This is a genomic window from Photobacterium sp. GJ3, assembly GCF_018199995.1.
Taxonomy (GTDB): Bacteria; Pseudomonadota; Gammaproteobacteria; order Enterobacterales; family Vibrionaceae; genus Photobacterium.
In genome coordinates this window covers 2204889-2227955 of record NZ_CP073578.1, presented here as the reverse complement: position 1 = coordinate 2227955, position 23067 = coordinate 2204889, and the positions used below count along the sequence as shown (strand labels likewise).

Annotated in this window: 19 protein-coding genes; 18 read left to right on the top strand and 1 reads right to left on the bottom strand. The window is 52.4% G+C overall.

What is annotated here, in order from left to right:
• Positions 1-32: 32 nt before the first annotated feature.
• From KDD30_RS10040 to KDD30_RS09970, 15 genes are all read left to right on the top strand, one after another.
• Complete coding sequence (locus KDD30_RS10040) at positions 33-1157, top strand: DUF3541 domain-containing protein (RefSeq protein ID WP_211645745.1); 1125 nt, start codon at positions 33-35, stop codon at positions 1155-1157.
• 80 nt (positions 1158-1237) lie between these two features.
• Positions 1238-1837 carry a DUF2238 domain-containing protein gene (locus KDD30_RS10035; protein WP_211645744.1) on the top strand — a complete coding sequence of 200 codons (600 nt, stop codon included), beginning with the start codon at positions 1238-1240 and terminating at the stop codon, positions 1835-1837.
• Positions 1838-1921: 84 nt separating this feature from the next.
• The gene (locus KDD30_RS10030; RefSeq protein ID WP_211645743.1) at positions 1922-2386 is read left to right on the top strand and encodes a GNAT family N-acetyltransferase; all 465 of its coding nucleotides are present in this window, start codon (positions 1922-1924) and stop codon (positions 2384-2386) included.
• Positions 2387-2398: 12 nt separating this feature from the next.
• Complete coding sequence (locus tag KDD30_RS10025) at positions 2399-3208, top strand: nucleotidyltransferase domain-containing protein (protein ID WP_211645742.1); 810 nt, start codon at positions 2399-2401, stop codon at positions 3206-3208.
• A gap of 3 nt (positions 3209-3211) precedes the next feature.
• Positions 3212-4180: a PHB depolymerase family esterase gene (locus KDD30_RS10020; RefSeq protein ID WP_211645740.1), complete on the top strand. Its 969-nt coding sequence runs from the start codon at positions 3212-3214 to the stop codon at positions 4178-4180.
• A gap of 31 nt (positions 4181-4211) precedes the next feature.
• The gene (locus KDD30_RS10015; protein WP_249199121.1) at positions 4212-4727 is read left to right on the top strand and encodes a GNAT family N-acetyltransferase; all 516 of its coding nucleotides are present in this window, start codon (positions 4212-4214) and stop codon (positions 4725-4727) included.
• A 123-nt stretch (positions 4728-4850) separates the two neighbouring features.
• Positions 4851-5636 (top strand): GNAT family N-acetyltransferase, encoded by a 786-nt coding sequence (locus tag KDD30_RS10010; RefSeq protein ID WP_211645735.1) that lies wholly within the window; start codon positions 4851-4853, stop codon positions 5634-5636.
• 110 nt (positions 5637-5746) lie between these two features.
• Entirely contained in the window at positions 5747-6049 is a 303-nt protein-coding gene (yidD, locus tag KDD30_RS10005) for a membrane protein insertion efficiency factor YidD (protein WP_211645734.1), read from the top strand.
• 119 nt (positions 6050-6168) lie between these two features.
• On the top strand, positions 6169-7185 hold the full coding sequence (locus KDD30_RS10000; protein ID WP_211645733.1) for an acyltransferase: 1017 nt from the start codon (positions 6169-6171) through the stop codon (positions 7183-7185).
• Between the two features lie 248 nt (positions 7186-7433).
• Positions 7434-7730, top strand: coding sequence for a hypothetical protein (locus KDD30_RS09995; protein ID WP_211645732.1), 297 nt, complete (start codon positions 7434-7436; stop codon positions 7728-7730).
• A gap of 15 nt (positions 7731-7745) precedes the next feature.
• Complete coding sequence (locus tag KDD30_RS09990) at positions 7746-8285, top strand: phage tail protein (protein WP_211645731.1); 540 nt, start codon at positions 7746-7748, stop codon at positions 8283-8285.
• Between the two features lie 10 nt (positions 8286-8295).
• The gene (locus KDD30_RS09985; RefSeq protein ID WP_211645730.1) at positions 8296-8817 is read left to right on the top strand and encodes a phage tail protein; all 522 of its coding nucleotides are present in this window, start codon (positions 8296-8298) and stop codon (positions 8815-8817) included.
• A 12-nt stretch (positions 8818-8829) separates the two neighbouring features.
• Positions 8830-9357: a phage tail protein gene (locus KDD30_RS09980; protein WP_211645729.1), complete on the top strand. Its 528-nt coding sequence runs from the start codon at positions 8830-8832 to the stop codon at positions 9355-9357.
• A 101-nt stretch (positions 9358-9458) separates the two neighbouring features.
• Complete coding sequence (locus KDD30_RS09975; protein ID WP_211645728.1) at positions 9459-10724, top strand: S8 family serine peptidase; 1266 nt, start codon at positions 9459-9461, stop codon at positions 10722-10724.
• An 18-nt stretch (positions 10725-10742) separates the two neighbouring features.
• Complete coding sequence (locus tag KDD30_RS09970) at positions 10743-11177, top strand: GNAT family N-acetyltransferase (RefSeq protein ID WP_211645727.1); 435 nt, start codon at positions 10743-10745, stop codon at positions 11175-11177.
• Positions 11178-11278: 101 nt separating this feature from the next.
• On the opposite strand, the gene KDD30_RS09965 is transcribed toward KDD30_RS09970, so the two are convergent.
• Positions 11279-12565, bottom strand: coding sequence for a sulfotransferase (locus KDD30_RS09965; RefSeq protein WP_211645726.1), 1287 nt, complete (start codon positions 12563-12565; stop codon positions 11279-11281).
• Between the two features lie 103 nt (positions 12566-12668).
• Between KDD30_RS09965 and KDD30_RS09960 the strand changes: the two genes are divergently transcribed.
• The 3 genes from KDD30_RS09960 (at position 12669) to KDD30_RS09950 (ending at position 23030) form a co-directional block, all read left to right on the top strand.
• Positions 12669-13742: a TIGR03032 family protein gene (locus KDD30_RS09960; protein ID WP_211645725.1), complete on the top strand. Its 1074-nt coding sequence runs from the start codon at positions 12669-12671 to the stop codon at positions 13740-13742.
• A 319-nt stretch (positions 13743-14061) separates the two neighbouring features.
• Positions 14062-15876 (top strand): Ig-like domain-containing protein, encoded by a 1815-nt coding sequence (locus tag KDD30_RS09955; RefSeq protein WP_211645724.1) that lies wholly within the window; start codon positions 14062-14064, stop codon positions 15874-15876.
• Entirely contained in the window at positions 15873-23030 is a 7158-nt protein-coding gene (locus KDD30_RS09950; RefSeq protein ID WP_211645723.1) for a tandem-95 repeat protein, read from the top strand. Before KDD30_RS09955 ends, KDD30_RS09950 begins: the two co-directional genes overlap by 4 nt.
• Positions 23031-23067 lie beyond the last annotated feature (37 nt).

Genomic DNA, 23067 nt, shown 5'->3' with positions numbered 1-23067 from the left:
TGAAATGGATGTGAGGCTTGAAAAGGATCGTGATGAAGACACTTCGTTTTGCTGCCGTATATATACTGATTGCTTTGTTGTCGCTGCCGGCCTGGTCGGCAGTCCAGATTTACCCCAAACCTGCACCCGCAGCGGAACAACAGCAAGAATTCCCCACTTATGCTGAAGATGCGGCGCGCATCCGGCAGACTTATGAATCCCAGTTGTACAAACTCCCTGCCTTTAAAATGGGCCATTACGGGTTGCGGATGTACCGGCAAACCTTAGATCCCAAATATCAGAGTGCTGTGTGGGCCGATATGGCCCGGGTGGCCGACCGGTTAAACGAAGTCAGTGATGCCATTTACACCCCGGCTCAGATCAAAGCGTATTCTGAAGCTCGCGCGGCAAGATACAGTCTGAAATCTGGTGCACGCAGTGAACTGCGCTATCTGGCAACGCAGGCACATCCGGAATATTACTTTCTGGGGGTCGACTTACTGGGGGCGATGGCCAGAGCGAATGAGTACGGGCTGAAGCATAAAGATGACCACAAACTGCGTGACATTATCCGGCGCTATGATTTTTCCCGTTACGCGACCGATCCGGCGATGATTCGTGCCTGGGCGGCACAGCTCGCGAATCAGGTTTACTGGCTCCGACAGCTGGGCGAGCAGGATGTGGTTGATCCGTTTATTCGTGCATTTCGGGCGACCTATCCGGACGCTCTGGACAGCCAGCTCGATGAACAGCAGTACATGAATAAAATTTATGGCATGACCCATATTCTTTTCGCGGCATCTGCTTATTATCAGTTCCAGCTCAAAGAAAGCGATTTCCAGTGGATTTACGATTATTTCCGCAACAATATCGACACGATTCTGACGCATACCAAAGAAGATGTGATCGCCGAAGTGGGGATCAGCTTCCTGCTGGCAGGAAAGACAGCGGATCCTGTGGTGGAGAAAACCCGGCTGGCCATTCAGAAATCCATCAATCGTGACGCGGGGATGGTGCCCTCAGAGCAGGGAGAGACGGAACTTTACGACGGCGAACACCGAAATACACTGGCGATAATGCTGCTTGACTGGCGCAGTGTGAACGCCGCTCCTGTTTACCCCAAACATCGTTCGATGTTCACCAACCTGCCATACGGACTGATACCTCAGTCGCCATAAGAACCTGAGTGCACGGTGTTCATCATTGTGATACCGTGCTCCCTTCCTTGAAAAACACGCAAACAGGTTAAAGCAGCATAATGAAATTGATTTGGCTGGCAATTTTCGCCACGGTCTTTCTCTGGTCGGCAATTGAACCGAAGGATACATTCACTTGGTTTCTGGAAGTCCTGCCTGCGTTGATCGGGCTGGTGCTGATCGTATTCACCTACAAGTCTTTCCCGTTGACGCCTTTATTGTACGGCCTGATTCTGCTGCACTGTATTGTGCTCATGGTGGGCGGCCATTACACCTATGCGGAAGTACCACTGTTCGACAATCTTTTCGGTGCCGCCCGGAATAATTACGACAAAGTCGGCCATTTCTTTCAGGGCTTTGTGCCTGCCATTCTGGCGCGGGAAATTTTAATCCGGAAGCACATCGTCAATGGTCGCATTTGGGTTGGCGTGATCGCCGTATCGATTTGCCTGGCATTCAGCGCATTCTATGAATTGATTGAGTGGTGGGTGGCGCTGGCAACCGGCGAAAATGCTGAAGCCTTTTTAGGAACACAGGGATATGAATGGGACACCCAGTCTGACATGGGCTTCGCCTTATTGGGTGCCTTGAGTGCCATCTTCCTGATGGCTCGCTGGCATGACAGTCAGCTTGGGGGATTGCTGACAAAAGGGGCAGCGTAAGCCTGCTCAGTATTTCAGGTTGAGCCGGACGCATTTGCGAAGCTGCCAGTACAACAGAACATTATCTTCAGAAGGAGAAGTTGCATGAAGATCAGGCAAGCTGAAGTGAAAGATGCGACACCCATCAGTGCTTTGATTCTGCCAGCGCTGACTCAGCATGTGTTACCGACCATCGCACCCGAAGCGCGTGACATGCTGCAGGGGACAATGACGGCAGACTGTATCAAAACTTATCTTCAAACCGGTCATCGTTACCACGTTGCTGAATCGGCACAGGGCGAACTGGTGGGCGTGATTGGGATGAGAGACAACGTCCATCTGCTGCATCTGTTTATCCATGATGCGCATCATGGAATGGGCATATCCCGTCAACTCTGGGAAACGGCTAAAGCTGAATGCCTGCGACATGGGAATCAGGGAAAATTCACCGTCAATGCTGCGCTGAATGCCGAGAAAGTGTACCTCGCCTTTGGATTTCAACGTGTTGAAGGCATTCGAAACCGCAATGGGATGCTGGATATACCCATGGTGCTGGAATATGCGGTATAGAGGCAGGTATGGATGGCAGAAATAACACCTGAATGCGGGCTGGATTCACAGGGATTTGTCGGTCATCCGGTGTGCCTTTCTAAGGTCAGTGCAGCTTTTTTACCCGTCCTGAATGAGACGATTGCCCGATTGTCGTCTGATTTTGCCTCGCAAATTCACTCTATTTATTTGCACGGCAGCGTGGGACGAGGTGAGGCGCAATGGGGTGTCTCCGATCTGGATTTAAGTCTCATCACGCATCAGCCGTTGTCGGGAGAACACAGTGCAGCATTGAACACAGTGGCCGACGACATTTGCCGTCAGCATCCTTCAATTTCCAAACTCGAGTTCGATCTGGGCACTTACGATGAGGCGATGGTGCAGAATGCCTTTGAATGGCAGTTTTGGCTGAAACATTTGTGCACATGCGTGTGGGGAGAGGATTTACGGCCACAGATCGCACCTTACCGGCCTTCATTACAAATCGGGCTGACAATGAATCAGGATCTTCAGCAGCGCTTGTGCCAAGCACTTGAGCAGATCAAATCGGGTTTTTCATCTGCTGTCGGGAAATCAGTGGCGAAAAAAATTCTGCGCACGCACTACGCCCTGTATTGCGAACGTGATCAGAGTTTTTATCACGATCTGAATGCAATCGCAGCTGTCCTGCTGAGATACGATCCGGCATTCAAATCAGCGATTGCTCAGGCAGTGCGTCTTGCACAAGGGGAGGCCTCAGATTGTGCAGCGGTTCAGGAAATGATTCAGGGATACGGTCAGCCGATTGCGGATCGGCTGCGCGTGCTGCAGGATGTTTCCAATCATGAATCCCGAAAGTGCTGACCTGTGACCCTGAAATTGAATGCCAAACACGGCTTGATTGTGCTGCTGCTTATCTTTTGTACCGGGTGTACATCGAGTCTGAATCGTCAAGCCAAAACGGACGCTCAGGTATCCACACACACCCTGGTTGTCGGGGGTGTGACGCGCAGTTATTTCCTGGATTTACCCCCAGCCAGTCAGCGAGACGGGAAATATCCGTTAGTCCTCGTTTTGCACGGTGGCGGCAGAGGGGACGGGCTTTCAGTCGCTAAACATTTCGGGCTAAGTGCGCTGGCTGCTCGTGATGGCAGCATCCTGGTTTATCCCAATGGTTTGGATGGATTCTGGCGTGATGGACGGGACCAGCGTTTCCGCGACAACGGCGACAGGCCGGTTGATGACGTAGCGTTTATTTCAGCGCTGATTGATCGTTTGATTGCACAGCAGCGGGTCGATCCGAAGCGGGTCTATGTCACGGGGATCTCAAATGGTGGCATGATGGCTTTTCGTCTTGGCTGCGAACTCAGCCAGAAACTGACGGCCATTGCCCCGGTTGCAGCATCCATGCCCAGCCGTATTTATCGCACTTGCCAGCCCGCACGTTCGTTACCCGTGCTTGTCATGAATGGCACTCAGGATCCCATGGTCCCTTATACGGGTGGATATGTGCACTTTTACCGCCAAAAACGTGGCGCCGTGGTATCGACAGAACAAGCGATATCCTTCTGGCAACGGCAGAATGCGTGCCACACTGAGCGGGTGGTTCAATTGTTACCCGACATAAATCTCCGCGATGACTCTCGGGTGCAATGGACGCGTTTTGGATCCGAAGGCAGTTTTTGCGGTGTCGAACTCTATACCGTGCTTGGCGGCGGGCATACCTTCCCGGGAAGCCAGATCCCGGATATCCCGATGCTTCTGGGCCACAAGAATCAGGATATCGACGGTGCACAAGTGATTTGGGCGTTTTTTCAGCGTTCTTATCAGGAATGAATTGGAAATCAGAAAACACATGGAAATTTCATTGAATCAAATCTCAGGTTCAGAGCGGCCCGTTCTGGAGAATCTGTTTTCGTTTTACATGTACGAACTGTCGGCGTTTATTCCTCTGAAGCTCAATGAGCATGGGCACTATGTTGCGAATCCAAAGCACTTGGACCCATATTGGCAGGTGCCGGATCATACGCCATATTGGATTGCATGTGATGGCGAGCTGGCAGGTTTTGCTTTGGTCCGGAAATACCCTGATCATCCGGCTGTGTATGATATGGACCAGTTTTTTATTTTGCGGAAGTTTCATGGCAAGGGGGTTGGAATGAAGGCTTTTCAGGCTCTGATATCGCGTCATCCGGGACAATGGCAAATTCGGGTTCTTCAGGAAAATCACGCTGCACTGTCATTCTGGCGTAAGACGGTAACGCGTTTGGTTGGGCAAGCGTTTTCGTTGCGCCTTGAAACAGATGTTGATTTAGAGATGCATTTCTTTCGGTTTGAGCATTTTATCGAGGTGTGCAGCCACTCAATGAGTCAAAACAGTTGAGTGAGTAGTCATCCTGAATACGAGGCCCATTGACTGCGACGGCTACAGTCTCTCAGGGCTGATATTTTGACGTGTTTTTTATATTGATTCGCAAATTGGAATGGATTTTTTTCAGGAGATTGAATGAACCCAACATTCAGTAAGGAAACAGTCAACGCCGCTTACGCGGCATATTTTCGCTTCAATAACGCCAGAACTTTATCCACGGCAACACCCAGTCAGCTCAATATCATTCAGGACGATGACCTGACGGCTTTTATCGATCCCACGCGGCGCTATGACAATCAAATCCTTATCACGCATGCAGATGCGGTGCTCGGTCTGGATGCGTTCCTGTCGCACTACCACGAATCAACACCGCCGGAGATTCATGTGGCGCCCTCGGCGGTGCATGAGGCGCTGTTGAGAACACTGATTGAAAAAGGGTATGTGCCTGCCTATGCGCATGAGTTTTTAGTATTGGCGGCAGAGGCCTACCAGCCGGGTTCACAGGCATCGGCCGTTCGGGTTGAAATGTGGGGGAATGATCAGGCAGATGAGTTTTTGGCGCTGCTGAAAACATCGGGCCTGACGTGTGACGATGATATCTGGCAGGCCAAGCGCCATTTATATTGCTCTGAAACTTTCCGTTGTTATGTTGCCTATGTCGATGAAACCCCCTGTGCCTGGGCAACCACTTTCTTTGACGGCAAAACAGCAATTCTGGCGAACGCTTATACACAAGCGGCTTTCAGAAAGCAGGGATGCCAGACAGCACTGCTGCATCAGCGGATTCAGGATGCGGTTGCCCAGGGCGCAAATCGATTGCTGACCGATGTGATGTCCGACAGTGCCAGCAGTAAAAACTGTAAAGCTGTGGGTTTCTCGACGCACACAATTCGGACAGTCTGGGAGAAAGCGCTGTCCTGAGTAAATTCACCGGAAAGACTTGAGAGCAAGGTATTGTTTTTTATAGCAATACCTTGTGACCCTGCCTTGATTGTGGATACTGCAAAGATGTTCTGACCCGATAAAATGTCATGAAAATTCTCGCTATCCGCAGTATTCACTGGTACCAGAAATATTTATCGCCGCATAAAGGCTATCGGTGCGCACATGCCGCCTTTCATGGTGGGCCCAGTTGCTCCCAGGCTGTGATTGAGATCATCGAAGCCAAATCTTATGCAGCCTTACCTGCCGCTGTACTTAGGCGATTCAAAGCCTGCCGGGCCGCATCTCAGCAGCTTCATCAGCAAAAACGAAAGCGACGCCGTCGGCAGGAACGCAATGATGAAGCTGAGTGTTGTTCTCTGATGGTGCTACCTTTCGATTTTCTGAATTAACAGCGCGACTGGGTTCACAGGCCAGATTCACGCTTCGATTTCTGTAAAGTTCATCACAAAAAAATGCAACATCTATACTCAAGGTTATCAGGGAATGTGACTTTTTGAGTGTGTCGATCATGGCGTCAAAGCAACGGCTGACCGAACTGGATGCATTGCGCGGACTGGCCGCTTTGGCGGTCGTGCTCTATCACTATTTTTACCGATATGATGCGTTATACGGACATCCGGGGCTGGCGGTTGACTGGGCTTATGCGGGCCGATTTGGTGTTCATCTGTTTTTTATCATCAGTGGTTTTGTCATTTTCTGGACGCTGAACCGGGTTGAGCGTCCGGTGGATTTCGTGGTCTCGCGGGTGTCGCGTTTGTATCCCGTATACTGGTTTGCCGTGGCGCTGACTTATTGTGTGGTGTCTGTCATGGGGTTGCCGGGCAGGGAAGTTGACAGCGTTGCGGCGCTGGCCAATCTGCTGATGTGCCATCAGTGGTTTGGTATCCCCCATGTGGACGGGGTTTACTGGACGCTGACGGTTGAGCTGATGTTCTATGTCTGGATGTTTGGCTTGTTTCTGATCGGGTTACTGAAGCAGGCGGAACGGATTTTTATGGTCGTGATGGTGGCCGATGTAGTCGTGCGCCTCAGCGGCTCAGACATGCCGCCATTCCTGAGTCAGTTGCTGATTCTGCCTTACCTGCCCATGTTTACCGCCGGGATCTGTTTTTACAAAATCTGGCAGGGACTCCAAACGAACGCCGCTTACCGGACACTCCTGATGTGTGCGGTGATTCTCGGAATCAATTACTCGGTGAGCCAGTTTGCGCTGATGCTGCTGATCATGCTGAGTTTCTGGCTGGCGGTGATTCGCGGCGCTCTGGGATTTCTGACCTGGCGTCCGCTGGTTTTTCTCGGCACGATTTCTTATTCGCTGTATCTGGTACACCAGAATCTGGGTTATGTCGTGATACAGCTGTTTTACGGGCAGGACTGGCCGGCAGTTGCAGGAATGCTCACAGCCATGGTCCTCTCCCTGCTGATTGCTTCTCTGATGACTTACGGGATAGAACAGCCGGTGCTTCGCTGGGTCCGGCAGCGGTATCCGCGACGTCCGTTTTCTCCGCAAACCTCTGAACGCTGAAATTTCAGCAACACGCCTGTTCCTTTCTTGTTTTTGCGCTCCGGTCGGGTCGCTTGTGCATATTCAAGGCGGCATATCCTCTTATTTGCATTTTGATGGTGTCACCGTTGCCTGTGTCATGGATTTGTTTGATCAATCCTCAAGTTTTTATGCACCATGTTGTTGGAATCTTCGGGATGCTCTACACCTATCGTGGACATTAAAAATATTCATCACGTGCATCAGCAGTCTGTGTAACAGGAGGTGACATGGAGCAATTTACGTTTGAACGGCTGGAGAAAATGGTCGGCGAAAAATTAACAGTCGCACTGGATAACAATCAAACCGTTGAGGTTGAAATTTCCGATGTTCAGCGAACGGCAACACATGGCAAGTTATGGGAGGCATTTGCTTTATACCTTGATTGTGGTGAATTGGAGGGTGGTTTAGCACAGGGTACCTATCCGTTCAGCCATGAGAAGTTAGGCGAGGTGGCACTGTTTGTCTCTCCGAATTCGGCCAGCGAACTGGAAGTGATTTTTTCCCGCCGGGTAGAACAACCTTAAATTTCGGAGGTCGGAATGGAACCTTTTATTGGTAATATTCAGATGTTTGGCGCAAATTTTTACCCCAGAAACTATGCCTATTGTAATGGCCAGTCTATTACGATCACTCAGAATAGAGCGTTGTATACATTACTGGGAGGCACGTTTGGGATGGTTGGAGAAACTGCGTTCAAGTTACCTGATTTGCGCGGAAGGATGCCGGTACACCCTGGCATCTTCGGTTATACAGAGCAGCAAATCAGGCAGGGAAAAACCGGCGGTCTGGAAAGTGTCAGTCTGACAACCGATCAATTGCCGGCTCATACGCATCAGCTCCAGGTTTCCAGTCAGCCAGGAAACTCTTTCCGCCCGTATAAAAAGAAATCATCCGAATCGACAGTGTTTGCATCCGCAGAGAATGGCAGTCCTGTTTATGCTCAGGCGGCGAATCTGGTCCCGATGAGTGCAAAAGCAATGGGTTACACTGGAACGGGCACAGCACATGACAACATGCAGCCATCTACAGTGATCAACTTTTGTATTGCACTGACGGGTATTTTTCCGGACAGAGACTAGGAGAGAAAAAATGTCTGAGCGTTATCTTTCTGAAATTACCCTTTTTGCAGGCAATTATGCACCAGTGAAGTGGGCATTTTGTCTCGGCACGCTCATGCCGATTTCCGAAAATTCAGCGTTATATTCATTATTAGGCACCATGTTTGGTGGCAATGGTCGCGATTCGTATGCCTTGCCTGATTTACAGGGCCGGGTTCCAGTGGGAATGGGGAGTGGCCCCGGATTAACCCCCAGGCATCAAGGGCAAAAGTTCGGTCTGGAGCAGGTTGTTCTTACCTCGGTGAACTTACCCAGCCATACCCATGCTCTGCAAGCGTCGACAAATGCTGCAGTCTCGCCTGAATCATCTGGCAATCTCGTTTTAGGTCAGGCAAATCAGTTTGTTGATCAACCAAGTGACGACGATTTAGTGGCAATGAGGCAAGATGCAGTCAGTGATGAAGGTCGCAATGAAGCGCATCCGAACATGGCACCGACATTGGCTTTGAATTTTATTATCTGTACTGCCGGCCAGTATCCGAACAGGGGCTAAGGAGAAAGAATCATGGAAGCTTTTTACGGTGAAATTATGATGCTGCCTTATGCTTTTGCACCGAGATTCTGGGCTTTTTGCAATGGGCAAATATTACAGATTAATCAAAATGCAGCCCTGTATTCAGTCATTGGTAATCATTTTGGCGGTAATGGCCATTCAACCTATGGACTGCCGGATTTAATGGCCAGAGCGCCTTTAGGTACGGGACATGGTGTCGGGTTAACGCCACGTTCTCTGTCAGAAAAAACCGGAAGTGAAGTCATGACGGTACTGAATCAGCAGATGCCCTCGCATACACATACGCTGGTGGCTGCGAATACGATTGCGACCACGGACAACCCGGCGGGTGCAATGGCTGGGATATTCAGAGTCGGTGACTTCAGTGAGGCACGTTATCACACGGAAGCGCCGAATAGTATGCTCAATGAAAACAGCATTGCCGTTCAGGGGAAAACGGAACCTCATGAGAATATGCAGCCGTTTCTGGCCGTGAATTTTTGTATCTGTATTGATGGGGTATATCCGGTCCGTACCTGACACTCGACTGGCCCTATGTTCGACAGGTTCTCTGTTCAACAAGCACTAGCGCGATGTCGGTGTTGTTCTGACCGGTGATGAAACTTGATGTGAAGTGTTGTATGCGCTGGATAGTCGTTTTCTTCTGTTTTGTCTCACTGAAGGCGATGGCAGGCCAATGGCCTGCGTCATTGTCTGTCCTGTATCAGGGGAAGCCTGTTGTTCTCCGGTTGGTTGAGACGGTATCGGCACAGCCGATTTACAGCCATACACTGCTTGGCAATCAGGGATTGAGGGTCGGTAATCGGCTCTTGGTGCGTCATCAGAAGCAGTTCAATTTCAATGACAGGTTTGACGGACAATATGAGACGTCCATTGTGTTTGAATTGGAAGACCGGTTCTGGTCGATGATTGTCACGGCGGGCGCGGAAGATTCGCTCGAATTATTGAAGCAGTTGCAAACCACTTCAGGAATTGAACTGGTCGAGCCGGACTTTTTACAAGTCCGGCTGTTCCGGCAGCCCCAGGATACCGTGTTACCGCAAACAGCAGGGAGGCCGGTTCGCGAGCAATTAGGTGTGAATCAATGGCCGGAAAAAGCAGGGCAGGCCGTGAATATCGCCGTGATTGATGCTGCATTCAGCCTGGCCGACGCGGCATTACAGCCAATCAATGTCAAACTTCATTATGATGTGGATAACCGTCATCCATTGCCTTTTGAGGCGTCGACTATTGCTGAATCTGGTTTTGATACCATGCATGGCGATGCGAATCTGGCAACGATTTGGTCGAAAAAAGCGGGATATACCGGACTCGCGCCGGATGCGAATGCGATTTTACTCCGTCGGGACCGCAACTGGACCTCTGAGATTCTGATTGCCTTGCAACTGGCCTTTCTCAGTCATGCAGATATTGTTCAGGCCGCATGGATACTCCCTTTCACCCAACAGGCATTGTCCGATGCGTTAACGTTCCTGAATGAAAACGGTCGGAACGGGAAAGGAACCGTGATTGTGGCTGCTTCGGGGAACAGAAAGCATGATCTTGACCAGAGTTTTTCTCTGGCGGCGCAACCTCAGGTACTGGCAGTGAATGCGGAAAGTCAGGGTCGATCCTGGCCAGTTGTTGGTCGAACGATTGCCAGTCAGGTGCCTGTCCCTTATCAGGTTTATTCCAATGTAACAGGGGAATACAGCCTGACTTACTCGAATACGTCGGCGGCAACGGCCGCCACGACCGGCGTGTTGGCTGCAGTGTTGAGTGTGGACCCATTGTTGAGTGCTCAACAGTTGTCCCAGCTCGTTCGTCAGTACAGCCAGCCTGTACTTCAGGCACAAAGCCTGATGCAGCGCGTGCAGCCTCATCTACAGACGCCGGAATCCAATTGATAACAAGGAAATGATTCGATGCAATTACAAGATCTCAAACTGCCGGGTGGTTTACATGTCCGGCCTTCGAACAGCTCGGCGGCCGATCGGATTTTTCTGGAGATATTGCACAATGAGCAACGGGATGACCTGCGACTGGTCGATGGTGAGCGGGACTTTATTGAATCTCTCATCGACATGCAGTTCAATGCCATGAATCAGGGATATGGTGAGCAGTTTCCCAATGCGCTGTATTTTGTCATTGAGTATCACAAAGAAGCGGTCGGCAGGGCGGTGCTCGATTTTTCTCAGGACAAGGTGCATTTGATTGATATTGCGTTTAAGCGGGAAGCCAGAGGTCACGGACTGGGCGAAGCCGTGATTCGCTCTTTTATGTATTCAGCGCACCAGTTGAAGGCCCCTATGATGCTATCGGTCCAGCAAATGAATCAGGGGCAAGGCAGCTTTACCTGAAACTGGGGTTTACCATTGAGCAGGTCGAGCCACCTTATGAGCGGATGATCTGGTATCCGGCCAGCTTGAAACCAGTCTTCGCTGGCATTTAAGCCAGCGAATTATACCGGATAACCAAATCGGGCAAACAGGTCTTCATGCGGCTGAAAACAGGCTTCTGCGATATACCGTTCATTGTCTGTCAGTCTGGCAATTTGAGCCGCATTGCGATTTTCCAACGCTGATTTTTGTCCCTTCACCCAGCGTGGCGGGACGAAGTCGATGTCATTAAATTCAGGCATAAATTTTCGGATGGTCTGAGCTGTCGCTGTGGGGGAATCACAGATGTCTTCATAACGAATCAGTAGATAAGGATGTTTACACTGCTGCAAATTTTCCTGCTGCTGCCGGAAACACCACAAGACATGTTGTGCTGCCAGAGTTGCAATATCCGGTAAATCACGTCTGGCTCTGACGACAGATTCAAACATGGCATAGGGGTTTCGGATCAGAAAGAGAAACGTCGCGTCATCAAACTCCTCGGCCAGCATAGCCATGCGGGCAATGTTGCAGGGTGATTTTTCTACAAAGATACAGGCCGTTTCTGATTGTGGCGTTGCCACATTTGTCCAGAGGTTGCGGATTGCAGGCCAGTCGTAAGCTGCGGGCGTCTGCAGCTTGTTCAGGGTATTGAACTGACTCCAGATAAAGTGGCTGTTATCCCGGTTGGGTTTTGGTCCGGCAAAACCTGCAATATAGTGCCCTTCACCAGGCAGGGTAATGGCGTTTTGACAATCGCTGAGTGCGGCAGAAACCAGAGACGAGCCTGAATTGTTCGGGCTCATGATGAACAAATGACTGCTGGCGTTGTGAATTCGTTTCACAGGTCTGGCATCGAAAATCAGGTGAATTCTGTCTTCATTGGAAGCGTTGATCACCCGGTGTAATCCCAGGTTATTGATGTCGTACATCACGCCTGTTTTAAGATGGTGTGCTTGGTGATCCAAATAAAAGACGATGGCATCATTGGTCTGGATCGGGACATGAACCCGGTGGAATTTCGCAAAAATAGGTGCGCTGTCTCTGTGTTCCGGAATTTCACAACCGCTCGGTAATTTGGCAAACATTAACTTCGCGATATCCAGTTTAGAATACCCATAATATTGAGCGAATCGAGCAAATATTGGCGCGAGCAGAGGCTGCATGGCCGCTAATAATTCATCGTGACTTTCTGTGAATTCATCCGTTTTAAAATACAACACCAGACTTTCCGTCTGTTTGTGTACGGCGTAGGTATTTTGACGATAAGGATTTGCTTTCCAGGCTGAATCCGGTAATTGTTTCAGGCACTTGGTGATTTCGGTGATATCAACATGGCCGATCGGGATACAGGGCTTTTCGAGAAACATAAAGAAATCCTTTGAAAGTCATTATGAATCACTCACCATATCGGTGTTTCCGGATAAAAAGCAATCACGAATATCCACAAATCACGAAAGGTCAACAGAGCCGATGAACAATGAACAAAAAACGCTGAATTACGGCATGACGAGCTGCGCGCGTTTCCCGTTATTACTGAAAGCGATGAACAGCAGTTTATTGGTGAGCGCCCACAATCTGGATTGCCTGTTTGTGATCAGCAGCGACGGTGATGATTTACGGGTCGAGCATGTCCGGCTGCCACAGCTTCTGGGAATAGCACTCAGTGACGATCAGCAGCGTTTATCTCTAGCGGCTTACCATCAAATCTGGGATTACCGGCGAATCGAAGCGCAGCCGGGAGATGCCAGTCCGGCTGGTGCCTTTTCTGGCTGGGATAGCCTGTATTATCCTAGCGGGTCCATCACCACGGGTTATCTGAACACCCATGATCTGGCCTGGGGGAAGGAAGGGCTTTTTTTGATCAATACCCGGTTTAATTGTGTTGCCCGGGCCGTTTACGGCAAGAGCTTTGAGTTAGTCTGGAAACCACCGTTTATTTCTGAACTGGTTGCTGAAGATCGGTGCCACCTGAATGGTTTAGCGATGAAAGACGGCGTGCCGGCTTATGTCAGCTATTTTTCCGGGACAGACCAGCCCTATGGCTGGCGGGCGGATAGTAGCTTTCAAGGAGCCGTGATGCGGATAAGGGATAACCAGATTGTGGCAGATGGTCTGAGCCTGCCTCACTCCCCACGAATCCACAATGGATACCTGTACTTTTGTGAATCTGGCACTGGCCGGTTGTGGCGCTGTAAAGAGAATAACCTGCCTGCATCCCGCTCTGATCTGGAGCTGGTGGCTGAGTTAAACGGTTTTACCCGTGGCCTGAGATTGGTCGGCGATATGGCGTTTATCGGTTTGTCTGTTGTCCGTCCGGCGAAAGATGGCTTGAAACGGCATGTGGATATGCCTTTGCTGCAAATGCAAACGTCGCTGGCTTCTGGTGTGATAGTGATCGATCTTCGGGATCGCAATGAAATTGCTCGTCTGACGTTTTCTGGCGCTCTGAATCAGATTTATGATGTTGAGCTCCTCTTCGGAAGCGCCGCACCGCGGTTTGTTGAGATACAATCTGATGAAATGAAAGATTTCTTTGCGCATTGAATATTGCGCTTTGGCACATTTTTAACTTCTGGATATTCCTTTTTGTCATGTTTTTGGCGTGACTTTCTTGCACACTCATAGTCTTCTGATTCAATAGCGACAGGTTGCATTGAAATATTAATTCATGAGCCGGGTTTCTGTTCGTTCTATCAATGGATGAAGTGAAACGAACAGCGCACCTTTCGTATCACATGATTGCAGGCAGACTATGATCAACGGACAGATGATGTCGCATCTGGCTCAGGCTACGCGACGGCTATTCACATGCTCGGATGAAGTGAGTGCAGAGTCATTGTCACTTCACCCCGTTCAAAAGGATGTGGCTCGCTGGATAACCTCACTGGCGCTAGGGTTGGCGGGGAGTCATTTATTGATTGCCGCCGCTTCTGCTGAAGAACCCCTTTCTACTCCAAAACAATCCCGACCGGGCGAAACTCAGACGGCTTTTGTCAGCACAGAAATGCAGCCGAACGCTGGTCTGGAATTTGATCTGAATACCTTTTTGGAACAAACCAATCACCTTAAAAAAGGGATTCAGGCAGGAAAGCGGGTTGTTGGTGAACTCACAACCGGAATCGTCGGTCCGGGTTCCCGAACGGGGACAGGTAGTCGCGCTGGTGAAGCGATGAATGCTGCCTGGGAGTGTTATGAAGGTATCTGTTATGGCGGGCCCTATGACGGCAAAATATGCTCAACGGATAGTGAGTGTAACTCGGCGCCATCCAACAGCGCCCCGACCAATATCAGTCTGACGTCAACCAGCATCAATCAGTCTGCGACCGCATCCGGCGCCGATGTGGGCACCTTGTCGACGACAGATGCAGACAGCGGGGACACACACAGTTATTTACTGGTTTCGCAAGGCACTAGTGCGTCTGGCAGTTGTACCTCAGATGCAGCGAATAGCCAGTTTCAAATCAATAGTGCGACACTGGAGACCGGGAGTGCTTTGTCGGCAGGGAACTACAACGTTTGTATACAGACTCACGATGGCACGACGACCTTTCAAAAAACCTTCTCGGTTACCGTGGCAGATGATGTCGCACCTCCGGCACCTTCCACACCGGATTTGTCCGCTGGATCAGACAGCGGTACCTCCGACAGTGATAACCTCACGAATCTCACCACGCTGACCTTTACCGGCACCGCGGATGCAGGCAGTACAGTCAAGCTTTTCAGTAATCAGGCTGGGGGAACAGAGATCGGCTCAGCGACTGCCATAGGAGGGAACTGGAGCATCACCATCAGCGCTCTGGCATCGAACGTCACGCATGCATTCACGGCCACGGCGACAGATGGGATCAATGACAGCCCGGCATCTTCCGCCCTGAATGTCACCATTGATCAGGTGGTGCCGACCGGGCAAAGCGTCGCCTTTGGTCAGCTGTTTTATACCAGTGCCGATGTTGCTGCGGCATCCTTTACCTTTGCCTCAGCGGAGGTGGGCACAGATTTCGCCTATACCATCAGTTCCAGTGGTGGTGGACCGCACGTGACAGGATCGGGGTCGATCAGCAATGCATCCCAGTCTGTCACGGGACTGAATCTGAGCGGTTTGTCCGACGGTTTGCTGACGTTATCTGCCACGCTCACGGATAGCGCAGGGAATACGGCTTCAGCCGTGACGAATACTGCAACGCTGGATACGCTTCAGCCCGGCATCTCAGGTTTTACCAGCAGCAAAAACACATTGAAATCCGGAGAAACGTCACTGATATCAGTCACGCTCAGTGAGATCAGTTCTAATTTTATTGTGTCTGATGTTGTTGTTTCCGGTGGATCCTTATCTAATTTCACAGGCGTTGGACTGAATTATTCTGCGATCTTTACACCCGATCCGGACACAGAAACCACAGCAACCCTGAATTTACCTGCCGGTATCTTTACCGATGCCGCAGGGAACGCCAATACAGCGGCCACGCAAGTGTCGATCGCCGTGGATACTGCCCGGCCAACCGTGGCGATTAGCAGCGATAAGCCAGCCCTGAAAGCCGGAGAAAGCGCAACGCTGACTTTCACACTGAGTGAAAGCAGTACTGACTTTGCTGTCGCTGATGTCACAACCGCCGGAGGCACCCTGTCAAGCTTTAGCGGTAGCGGCATGGTCTATACCGCGACTTACACCCCGCCGTGAATGCCACCAGTGGAACAATCAATGTATCCGCCAACCAGTTTACCGACGCCGCAGGGAACGGGAATACAGCGGCAACGCAACTCAGTATTGCGGTAGATACGGTTCAGCCAACGGTGAATATCTCCAGCGACAAATCTGCTTTGAAGCAGGGCGAAACCGCGACTCTGACCTTTACGCTGAGCGAAAGCAGCAGCGATTTTACCGCCGGAGATGTGATTGTCTCTGGTGGTGCGCTGACGAATTTCACCGGCAGTGGCACCAGCTACAGTGCGGCCTTTACACCTGACGCGAACAGTACGGCTGGCGCGACGGTGAATGTGGCCGCGGGTGTCTTTAGCGACGCCGCAGGAAACACGAACACAGCCGCGTCTCAGCTGGCAATCAGTGTGGATACGCAGTTGCCAACGGTGAATATCTCCAGCGATAAAACAGCTTTGAAGCAGGGCGAAACTGCGACTCTGACCTTTACGCTGAGCGAAAGCAGCAGCGATTTTGCAGCCGGAGATGTGATTGTCTCTGGTGGTGTGCTGGCGAATTTCACCGGCAGTGGCACCAGCTACAGTGCGACCTTCACACCTGACGCGAACAGTACGGCTGGCGCGACGGTGAATGTGGCCGCGGGTGTCTTTACCGACGCCGCAGGGAACACGAACACAGCCGCTTCTCAGTTGGCAATCAGTGTGGATACGCAGTTGCCAACGGTGAATATCTCCAGCGATAAAACAGCTTTGAAGCAGGGCGAAACCGCGACTCTGACCTTTACGCTGAGCGAAAGCAGCAGCGATTTTGCTGCCGGAGATGTGATTGTCTCTGGTGGTGCGCTGACGAATTTCACCGGCAGTGGCACCAGCTACAGTGCGACCTTTACACCTGACGCGAACAGTACGGCTGGCGCGACGGTGAATGTGGCCGCGGGTGTCTTTACCGACGCCGCAGGAAACGCGAATACAGCCGCTTCTCAGTTGGCAATCAGTGTGGATACGCAGTTGCCAACGGTGAATATCTCCAGCGATAAAACAGCTTTGAAGCAGGGCGAAACCGCGACCCTGACCTTTACGCTGAGCGAAAGCAGCAGCGATTTTGCCACCGGAGATGTGACAGTTTCCGGAGGTACGCTGACGAATTTCACCGGCAGTGGCACCAGCTACAGTGCGACCTTTACACCTGACGCGAACAGTACGACGGGCGGCACCATCGATGTTGCGGCGAACAGGTTTACCGATGCCGCAGGGAATGGCAATACAGCCGCTGTCCAGCTTACTCTCAGTGTGGATACTGTACTGCCAAGTGTGACCATCAACTCGGACAAATCCGCGTTAAAACAGGGCGAAACCGCGAACATCACCTTTACATTGACCGAAGACAGTACAGATTTTGAAGCGGCAGATGTCACGGTGAGTGGCGGGACGTTGTCGGGCTTTACCGGAAGTGGGAGCAGCTTTAGTGCAACGCTGACGCCGGTGACCGACGGGAATATCACGCTGGATATCGCCAGTGGCCGATTTACCGATCCAAATGGCAACGGAAATCTGGCTGCGATTCAGTTGGCGGTGAGCTATGACGGCATCGCGCCGCATATCACCCAATTGAATCCGGCTAATGATGCGACGAACGTCAGCTACAACAGCAATCTGACCCTGACTTTCAGCGAGGACATTCAGACTGGTGACCCCTCTGGCACGCTGAGTCTGATCGATGCCACGGATGCAACAACGCTGGCGACATACGAAATGTCTGACCTCGAGGTGAGCATTTCTGGCAATCAGCTGGTGGTGGATCCGAGTACCACTTTCACACCGACACATGCTTACTACGTCACCATGACGAACGATGCGATAACCGATATGGCGGGCAATGCCTTTGCCGGTATCAGCGGTGATTCGGTCTATCACTTCACCATTGCCAACCTCGCACCGGTTGCAGCCGACGATGTGGTCTCTGTTTCGGAAGATCACCTGATTGCGATTGATGTGCTATCGAACGACAGTGATGCAGACAGCGCTCTGAATGCGGCCAGTGTCACCGTCGTGACAGCACCTTTGCATGGAGCCACCAGCATCAATACCGGGACAGGCACCATAACGTATACGCCGGATGCGAATTTCGCCGGGACAGACACCTTGACCTATCAGGTTCAGGATATCTACGGCGCTGTCTCTTCTCCGGCGACAGTCACCGTGACAGTGACACCTGTTGCTGATGCGCCGGTGGCAACGGCTGATGTCGGCAGCACAGATGAAGATACATTGGTGGTGCTGGATGTGCTGGCGAACGACAGCGATGTGGATACAGGGGATACGCTAAACGCAGCTTCGCTGACTGTGGTGACACAGCCCACCCATGGTGCCGCGACGGTTGAGAACGGCAAGATTCACTATCAACCGGGGGCGAATTATGTGGGCACGGATACCCTGAGTTATACCGTTCAGGACAGCACCGGGCTGGTGTCCAATACCGCTCAGGTGACGGTGAACGTGGCAGGGGTGAATGATGCCCCGATCACGGTGGCGGATGGTCTGGCAACGAATGAGGATGAAAGTGGTGTGATTGATGTGCTGGCCAATGACAGTGATATTGATGGCTCACTCAATGTCAGTACGGTACAGGTGATCACTCAGCCCCAGCACGGGCAGACCAGCATCGATGCCAATGGACAGGTGACCTATACCCCCAGTGCGAATTTCTTTGGCAGCGACAGCTTCACCTATGTGGTGCAGGACGACCTGGGGGCAACTTCACAGCCAGCAACGGTTTCTGTCACGGTTGTCAGCGTCAACGATGCGCCTGTGGTCGCGGATGATACCGCGACGCTGCTGGAAGATACGCCTCATACAGTGAATGTGCTGGGGAATGATCAAGATATTGATGGCACGATTCAGGCCGGAACGCTGACGATTGACACTCAACCTGGCGAGGGCAGCGTGACCGTTGAAAGCAATGGTGCAGTGGTCTATACCCCGGCAGCCAATTTCAGCGGTGAGGATCAGTTCACCTATCGGGTGAAAGATGATCTGGAGGCATGGTCGAATATCGCGACTGTGACCATGACGGTTCAGGCGGTGAATGATGCGCCGGTTGCCAATGCCGATCAGGCGACGACGCAGGAGGACACCCCGGTTGATATCGCGGTCAGCGGCAATGACAGCGATCTGGACGGGACGCTGGATCTGAATGCCATTCAGATTCAGACGCCGCCACAGATGGGCCAATTGCAGGATTTGGGGAACGGCAGTCTGCGCTATACCCCGGATGAGAATCAGTCCGGAAATGACAGCTTTACCTATACGATTGCGGATAACGAGGGCAGCGCCTCGAATGTCGCGACCGTGTCTGTGATTGTCGATACGGTCAATGATGCACCGACCATCAGTGGCACGCCTTTGCTCAGTGTGGATCAGGATCAGACTTATGCATTCCAGCCCACGGCATCGGATATTGAACATGACGGGCTGACCTTCAGTGTCACGAATATGCCTGCCTGGGCCAGCTTTGATCCGCAGACGGGCCGTTTGTCCGGCGTGCCGGATAACGATGCCGTCGGCCAGTATCCCAACGTGGTGATCAGCGTCAGTGACGGGGATCAGTCTGCATCACTGCCAGCGTTCACCATTACGGTGAATAACGTCAATGACGCACCCGTCCTGACGGGGCTGCCACCCACGGAAGTCCTGGAAGACAGCCATTACGGCTTCTTGCCTCAGGTGACGGATATTGATGGGGATGCACTGACCTTCAGCATTCAGAATCTGCCGGTCTGGGCCAGCTTCAACAGCCAGAACGGTCAGCTTTCCGGAACGCCGGACAACAGTCATGTCGGCACGAGCAGTGGCGTGATGATCAGCGTGACAGATGGCACGGAAACCGTGTCACTGCCTGCATTCAGCATTACCGTGGTCAATGTGAACGATGCGCCGGTGGGTGAAGACATGACGGTGACGCTGGCGGAGGATCAGAATCTCGCAATTCTGCCCACCATGACGGACGTCGACAGTGTTTCCCTGAGTCTGGTGCTTGGGGCGTCGCCTCAGCATGGCAGCCTGACGCAACAAGGTAGCGGCTGGCTGTATACGCCGCAGGCCGATTACTTCGGCGCGGATAGCTTCACTTATCAGGTTACAGATGGGGAGGGGCTGTCAGCGGTGTACACCGTGTCGATTACGGTGTCCCCGGTGAATGATTTGCCGGTGATTGTGTCGGACAGCTATCAGCTGACCGCCAGTGCCGATGGCCGGTATTACCTGGATGTGCTGAGCAATGACAGAGATGTCGATCAGAATCCGTTGCGCCTGCATTGGGTGACGACAGGAAAAGGTACCGCATCGATTCAGAACGGACAGGTGTTGCTGACCACGGATCAGCAGGGTGTGATCGCACTGAAATATGGGGCCAGCGATGGTGAAGGCGACATTCAGATCGGTCAGGTCAAAGTCATGATTGAATCGTCTCACAGTCAGCCACCTGTGATTCAGCCCCCAGCCGATGTGACCGTGATGGCAACCGGGCTCATGACCCGGGTCAATCTCGGGGTTGCCAAAGCCACCGACAGTCAGGGGAAAGCTTTACCGGTTTCTCTGGTGGATCAGGCGCCATTCTTCCGACCGGGCCAGCATACGGTGTACTGGCGGGCCGTGGATGCGGCAGGCCGTGAATCTCAGGCCAGTCAGCAGGTGACGGTGCATCCGTTGGTGTCGATTGATAAAGACAGCGTGACGACGGAAGGCGTGACGGAACAGGTACGGGTTTACCTGAACGGGCCAGCCCCTGTGTACCCGGTCAGTCTGCCTTATACCGTGTCAGGGACCAGTGACGGCAGTGATCATACGCTGGTGGATGGCGAGGTGATGATCCAGCAGGGTACTGTGGGCGTGCTGACCTTTGACATACTGAGCGATGGCCTTGCCGAAGCGCCGGAAACGCTGGAAATTACCTTGTCACCGACCTTGAATCTGGGCAGTCAATCCAGTTCTGTGCTGCAGATTGTCGAAGGGAATGTGGCGCCATCGGTCGATCTGAGTGTGGTGCAGGATGGGGAATCCCGGCATCTGATTGAAAACTCAGGTGGTCAGGTCAATGTGACGGTCTCAGTCCGTGATGTGAATACCGGGGACAGTCACGGTTACCAGTGGGAGGCCAGCGATCATGCGATGGCTGACCTGAGCCCGGATGACGAACGCTTCACCTTTGATCCCGCACTGCTGTCACCGGGAATGTATGCCCTCACGGTGACTGTCACGGACACGGGTGCACCGGCCATGTCGGTGAAACAGCGGGTTTATCTGGAAGTGTCGGCGGTGCTGACCCCGTTGGATGGCAGCGATACCGATGGTGACTTGTTGCCGGACGATCGGGAAGGCTACACCGACGGGGATACGGATGGCATTCCGGATTACCTCGATGCGATTGCAGACTGCAATGTGATTCAGGAGCAAGCCATTGTCTCTGAGCGTTACCTGCTGGAAGGCGATCCGGGTGTGTGTCTGCGCAAGGGCGTGACCATTGCCGGTAATACGCTGGGCGGTGCGCAATTGCTGACCGGTGAAATTCCTGCGGATACTGAAGTGACCAATATTGGCGGGCTGTTTGATTTCATCGCGCAGGGTTTGCCAGTGGCTGGCCAGCAGTATCAGGTGGTGTTGCCACAACGGTTGCCGATCCCGGCCCATGCTGTGTACAGAAAATACACCACAGATCAGGGATGGGTGGATTTCGTGACGGATGCCAATAACCGGATCGCTTCCGCACCCGGAGAAGCCGGTTATTGCCCGCCACCGGGAGACAGCCAGTGGCAGGCCGGCCTTCAAGAAGGGGACTGGTGTGTGCAACTGACGATTGAAGATGGTGGCGTCAACGATGATGACGGTGAAGTGAATGGCAGTGTGATGGATCCGGGCGGTGTGGGTGTGCCCGCGGGGCCCAATCAGTTGCCCAACGCCGTGAACGATCATCAGTTGCTGAACCGAAATGGCGACATCCTGCTGGATGTACTGGCGAATGACACCGATGCGGATCAGGATCCGCTCACGCTGATGGCGTCCTCTGTTGATTTTGGCGTGGTCGGGCTGATGTCGAATCAGGTGCATTTCACGGCACCGGATGGTTTCTTTGGGGATGCCACGATCAACTACAGCATTTCAGACGGACAGGGAGGGACAGCCAGTGCCCAGGCAAAAGTGACCGTGCTCGACAGCGATTATCCGGTGGCCGTCGACGATACTGCCACAACGAATGATCGGACCGAGGTGGTGATCGCCGTGCTGGGGAACGACTCCGATCCGGACGGGGATCAGCTGTCGGTGCTGTCGGCTGTCGCGAATCGGGGAACCGTGCGGGTGAACAGTGATCAGACGCTGACCTTTACCCCGGAAGCCGGGTTTGAAGGAGAAAGTATGATGACCTATCGCATTCAGGATGCAACCGGGCTGGAGGCCCGTGCGCAGGTCAGAGTGACCACCACACTGAGTGAGGACAATGTTGTGAAGAATCGGGGAGCGGGGAGCTTGTCTGTCCTGTGGCTGTGCGTGCTGGCAGGCCTGGCTGTTGTCCTTCGGCGCAGAAAGGGCCTTGCGTTCCTGGTTTTGGCACTGATGAGTGTGAATACACAGGCCGCCTGGTTCATTGATGCTGAACTGGGCAGAAGCAAAGCCAGCGATCAGCATCCGCAGCCTGTGAATGCCACGGTGCTGTCTCAGGATGACAGTGATTACGGCTGGTCGCTTGGTGTGGGTTATGCCTTCGACAGTCAATGGCTGGTGACTGCCCGGTATCAGGATCAGGGCGAAGGCAAAGCCACATTGATGCCGGATGGAACAACGTCGGCTGATTTTCATGACCAGGTGGTGAAAGTCACCCCGGCGCTGACTTCCGGCGTGGCACTGGATGTGCGTTATCCGTTGCTCAACGAACAAGGGATGCGTCTGCTCATTGGCGGCGGCGTGTACCGCTGGGAGGTTGATTATTTCAGTGAATATCAGGGGGAGACGATTCGGTCTTCCGACTGGGGCGTCGATCCTTATCTGAGTGTCGGTGTGGATTATCCGCTCCATCCTCAGTGGCTGGTGGGCGGGAAATTTAATCGCTATTTTCTGGCTGTGAATGATGTCAGCCAGTTCACCGTTTCACTGACTTACCAGTTCGGGCAATCAACGTTGAGATGAACAATGCGGGCAGCAGCCCGCATGAAGGACGTTTCGC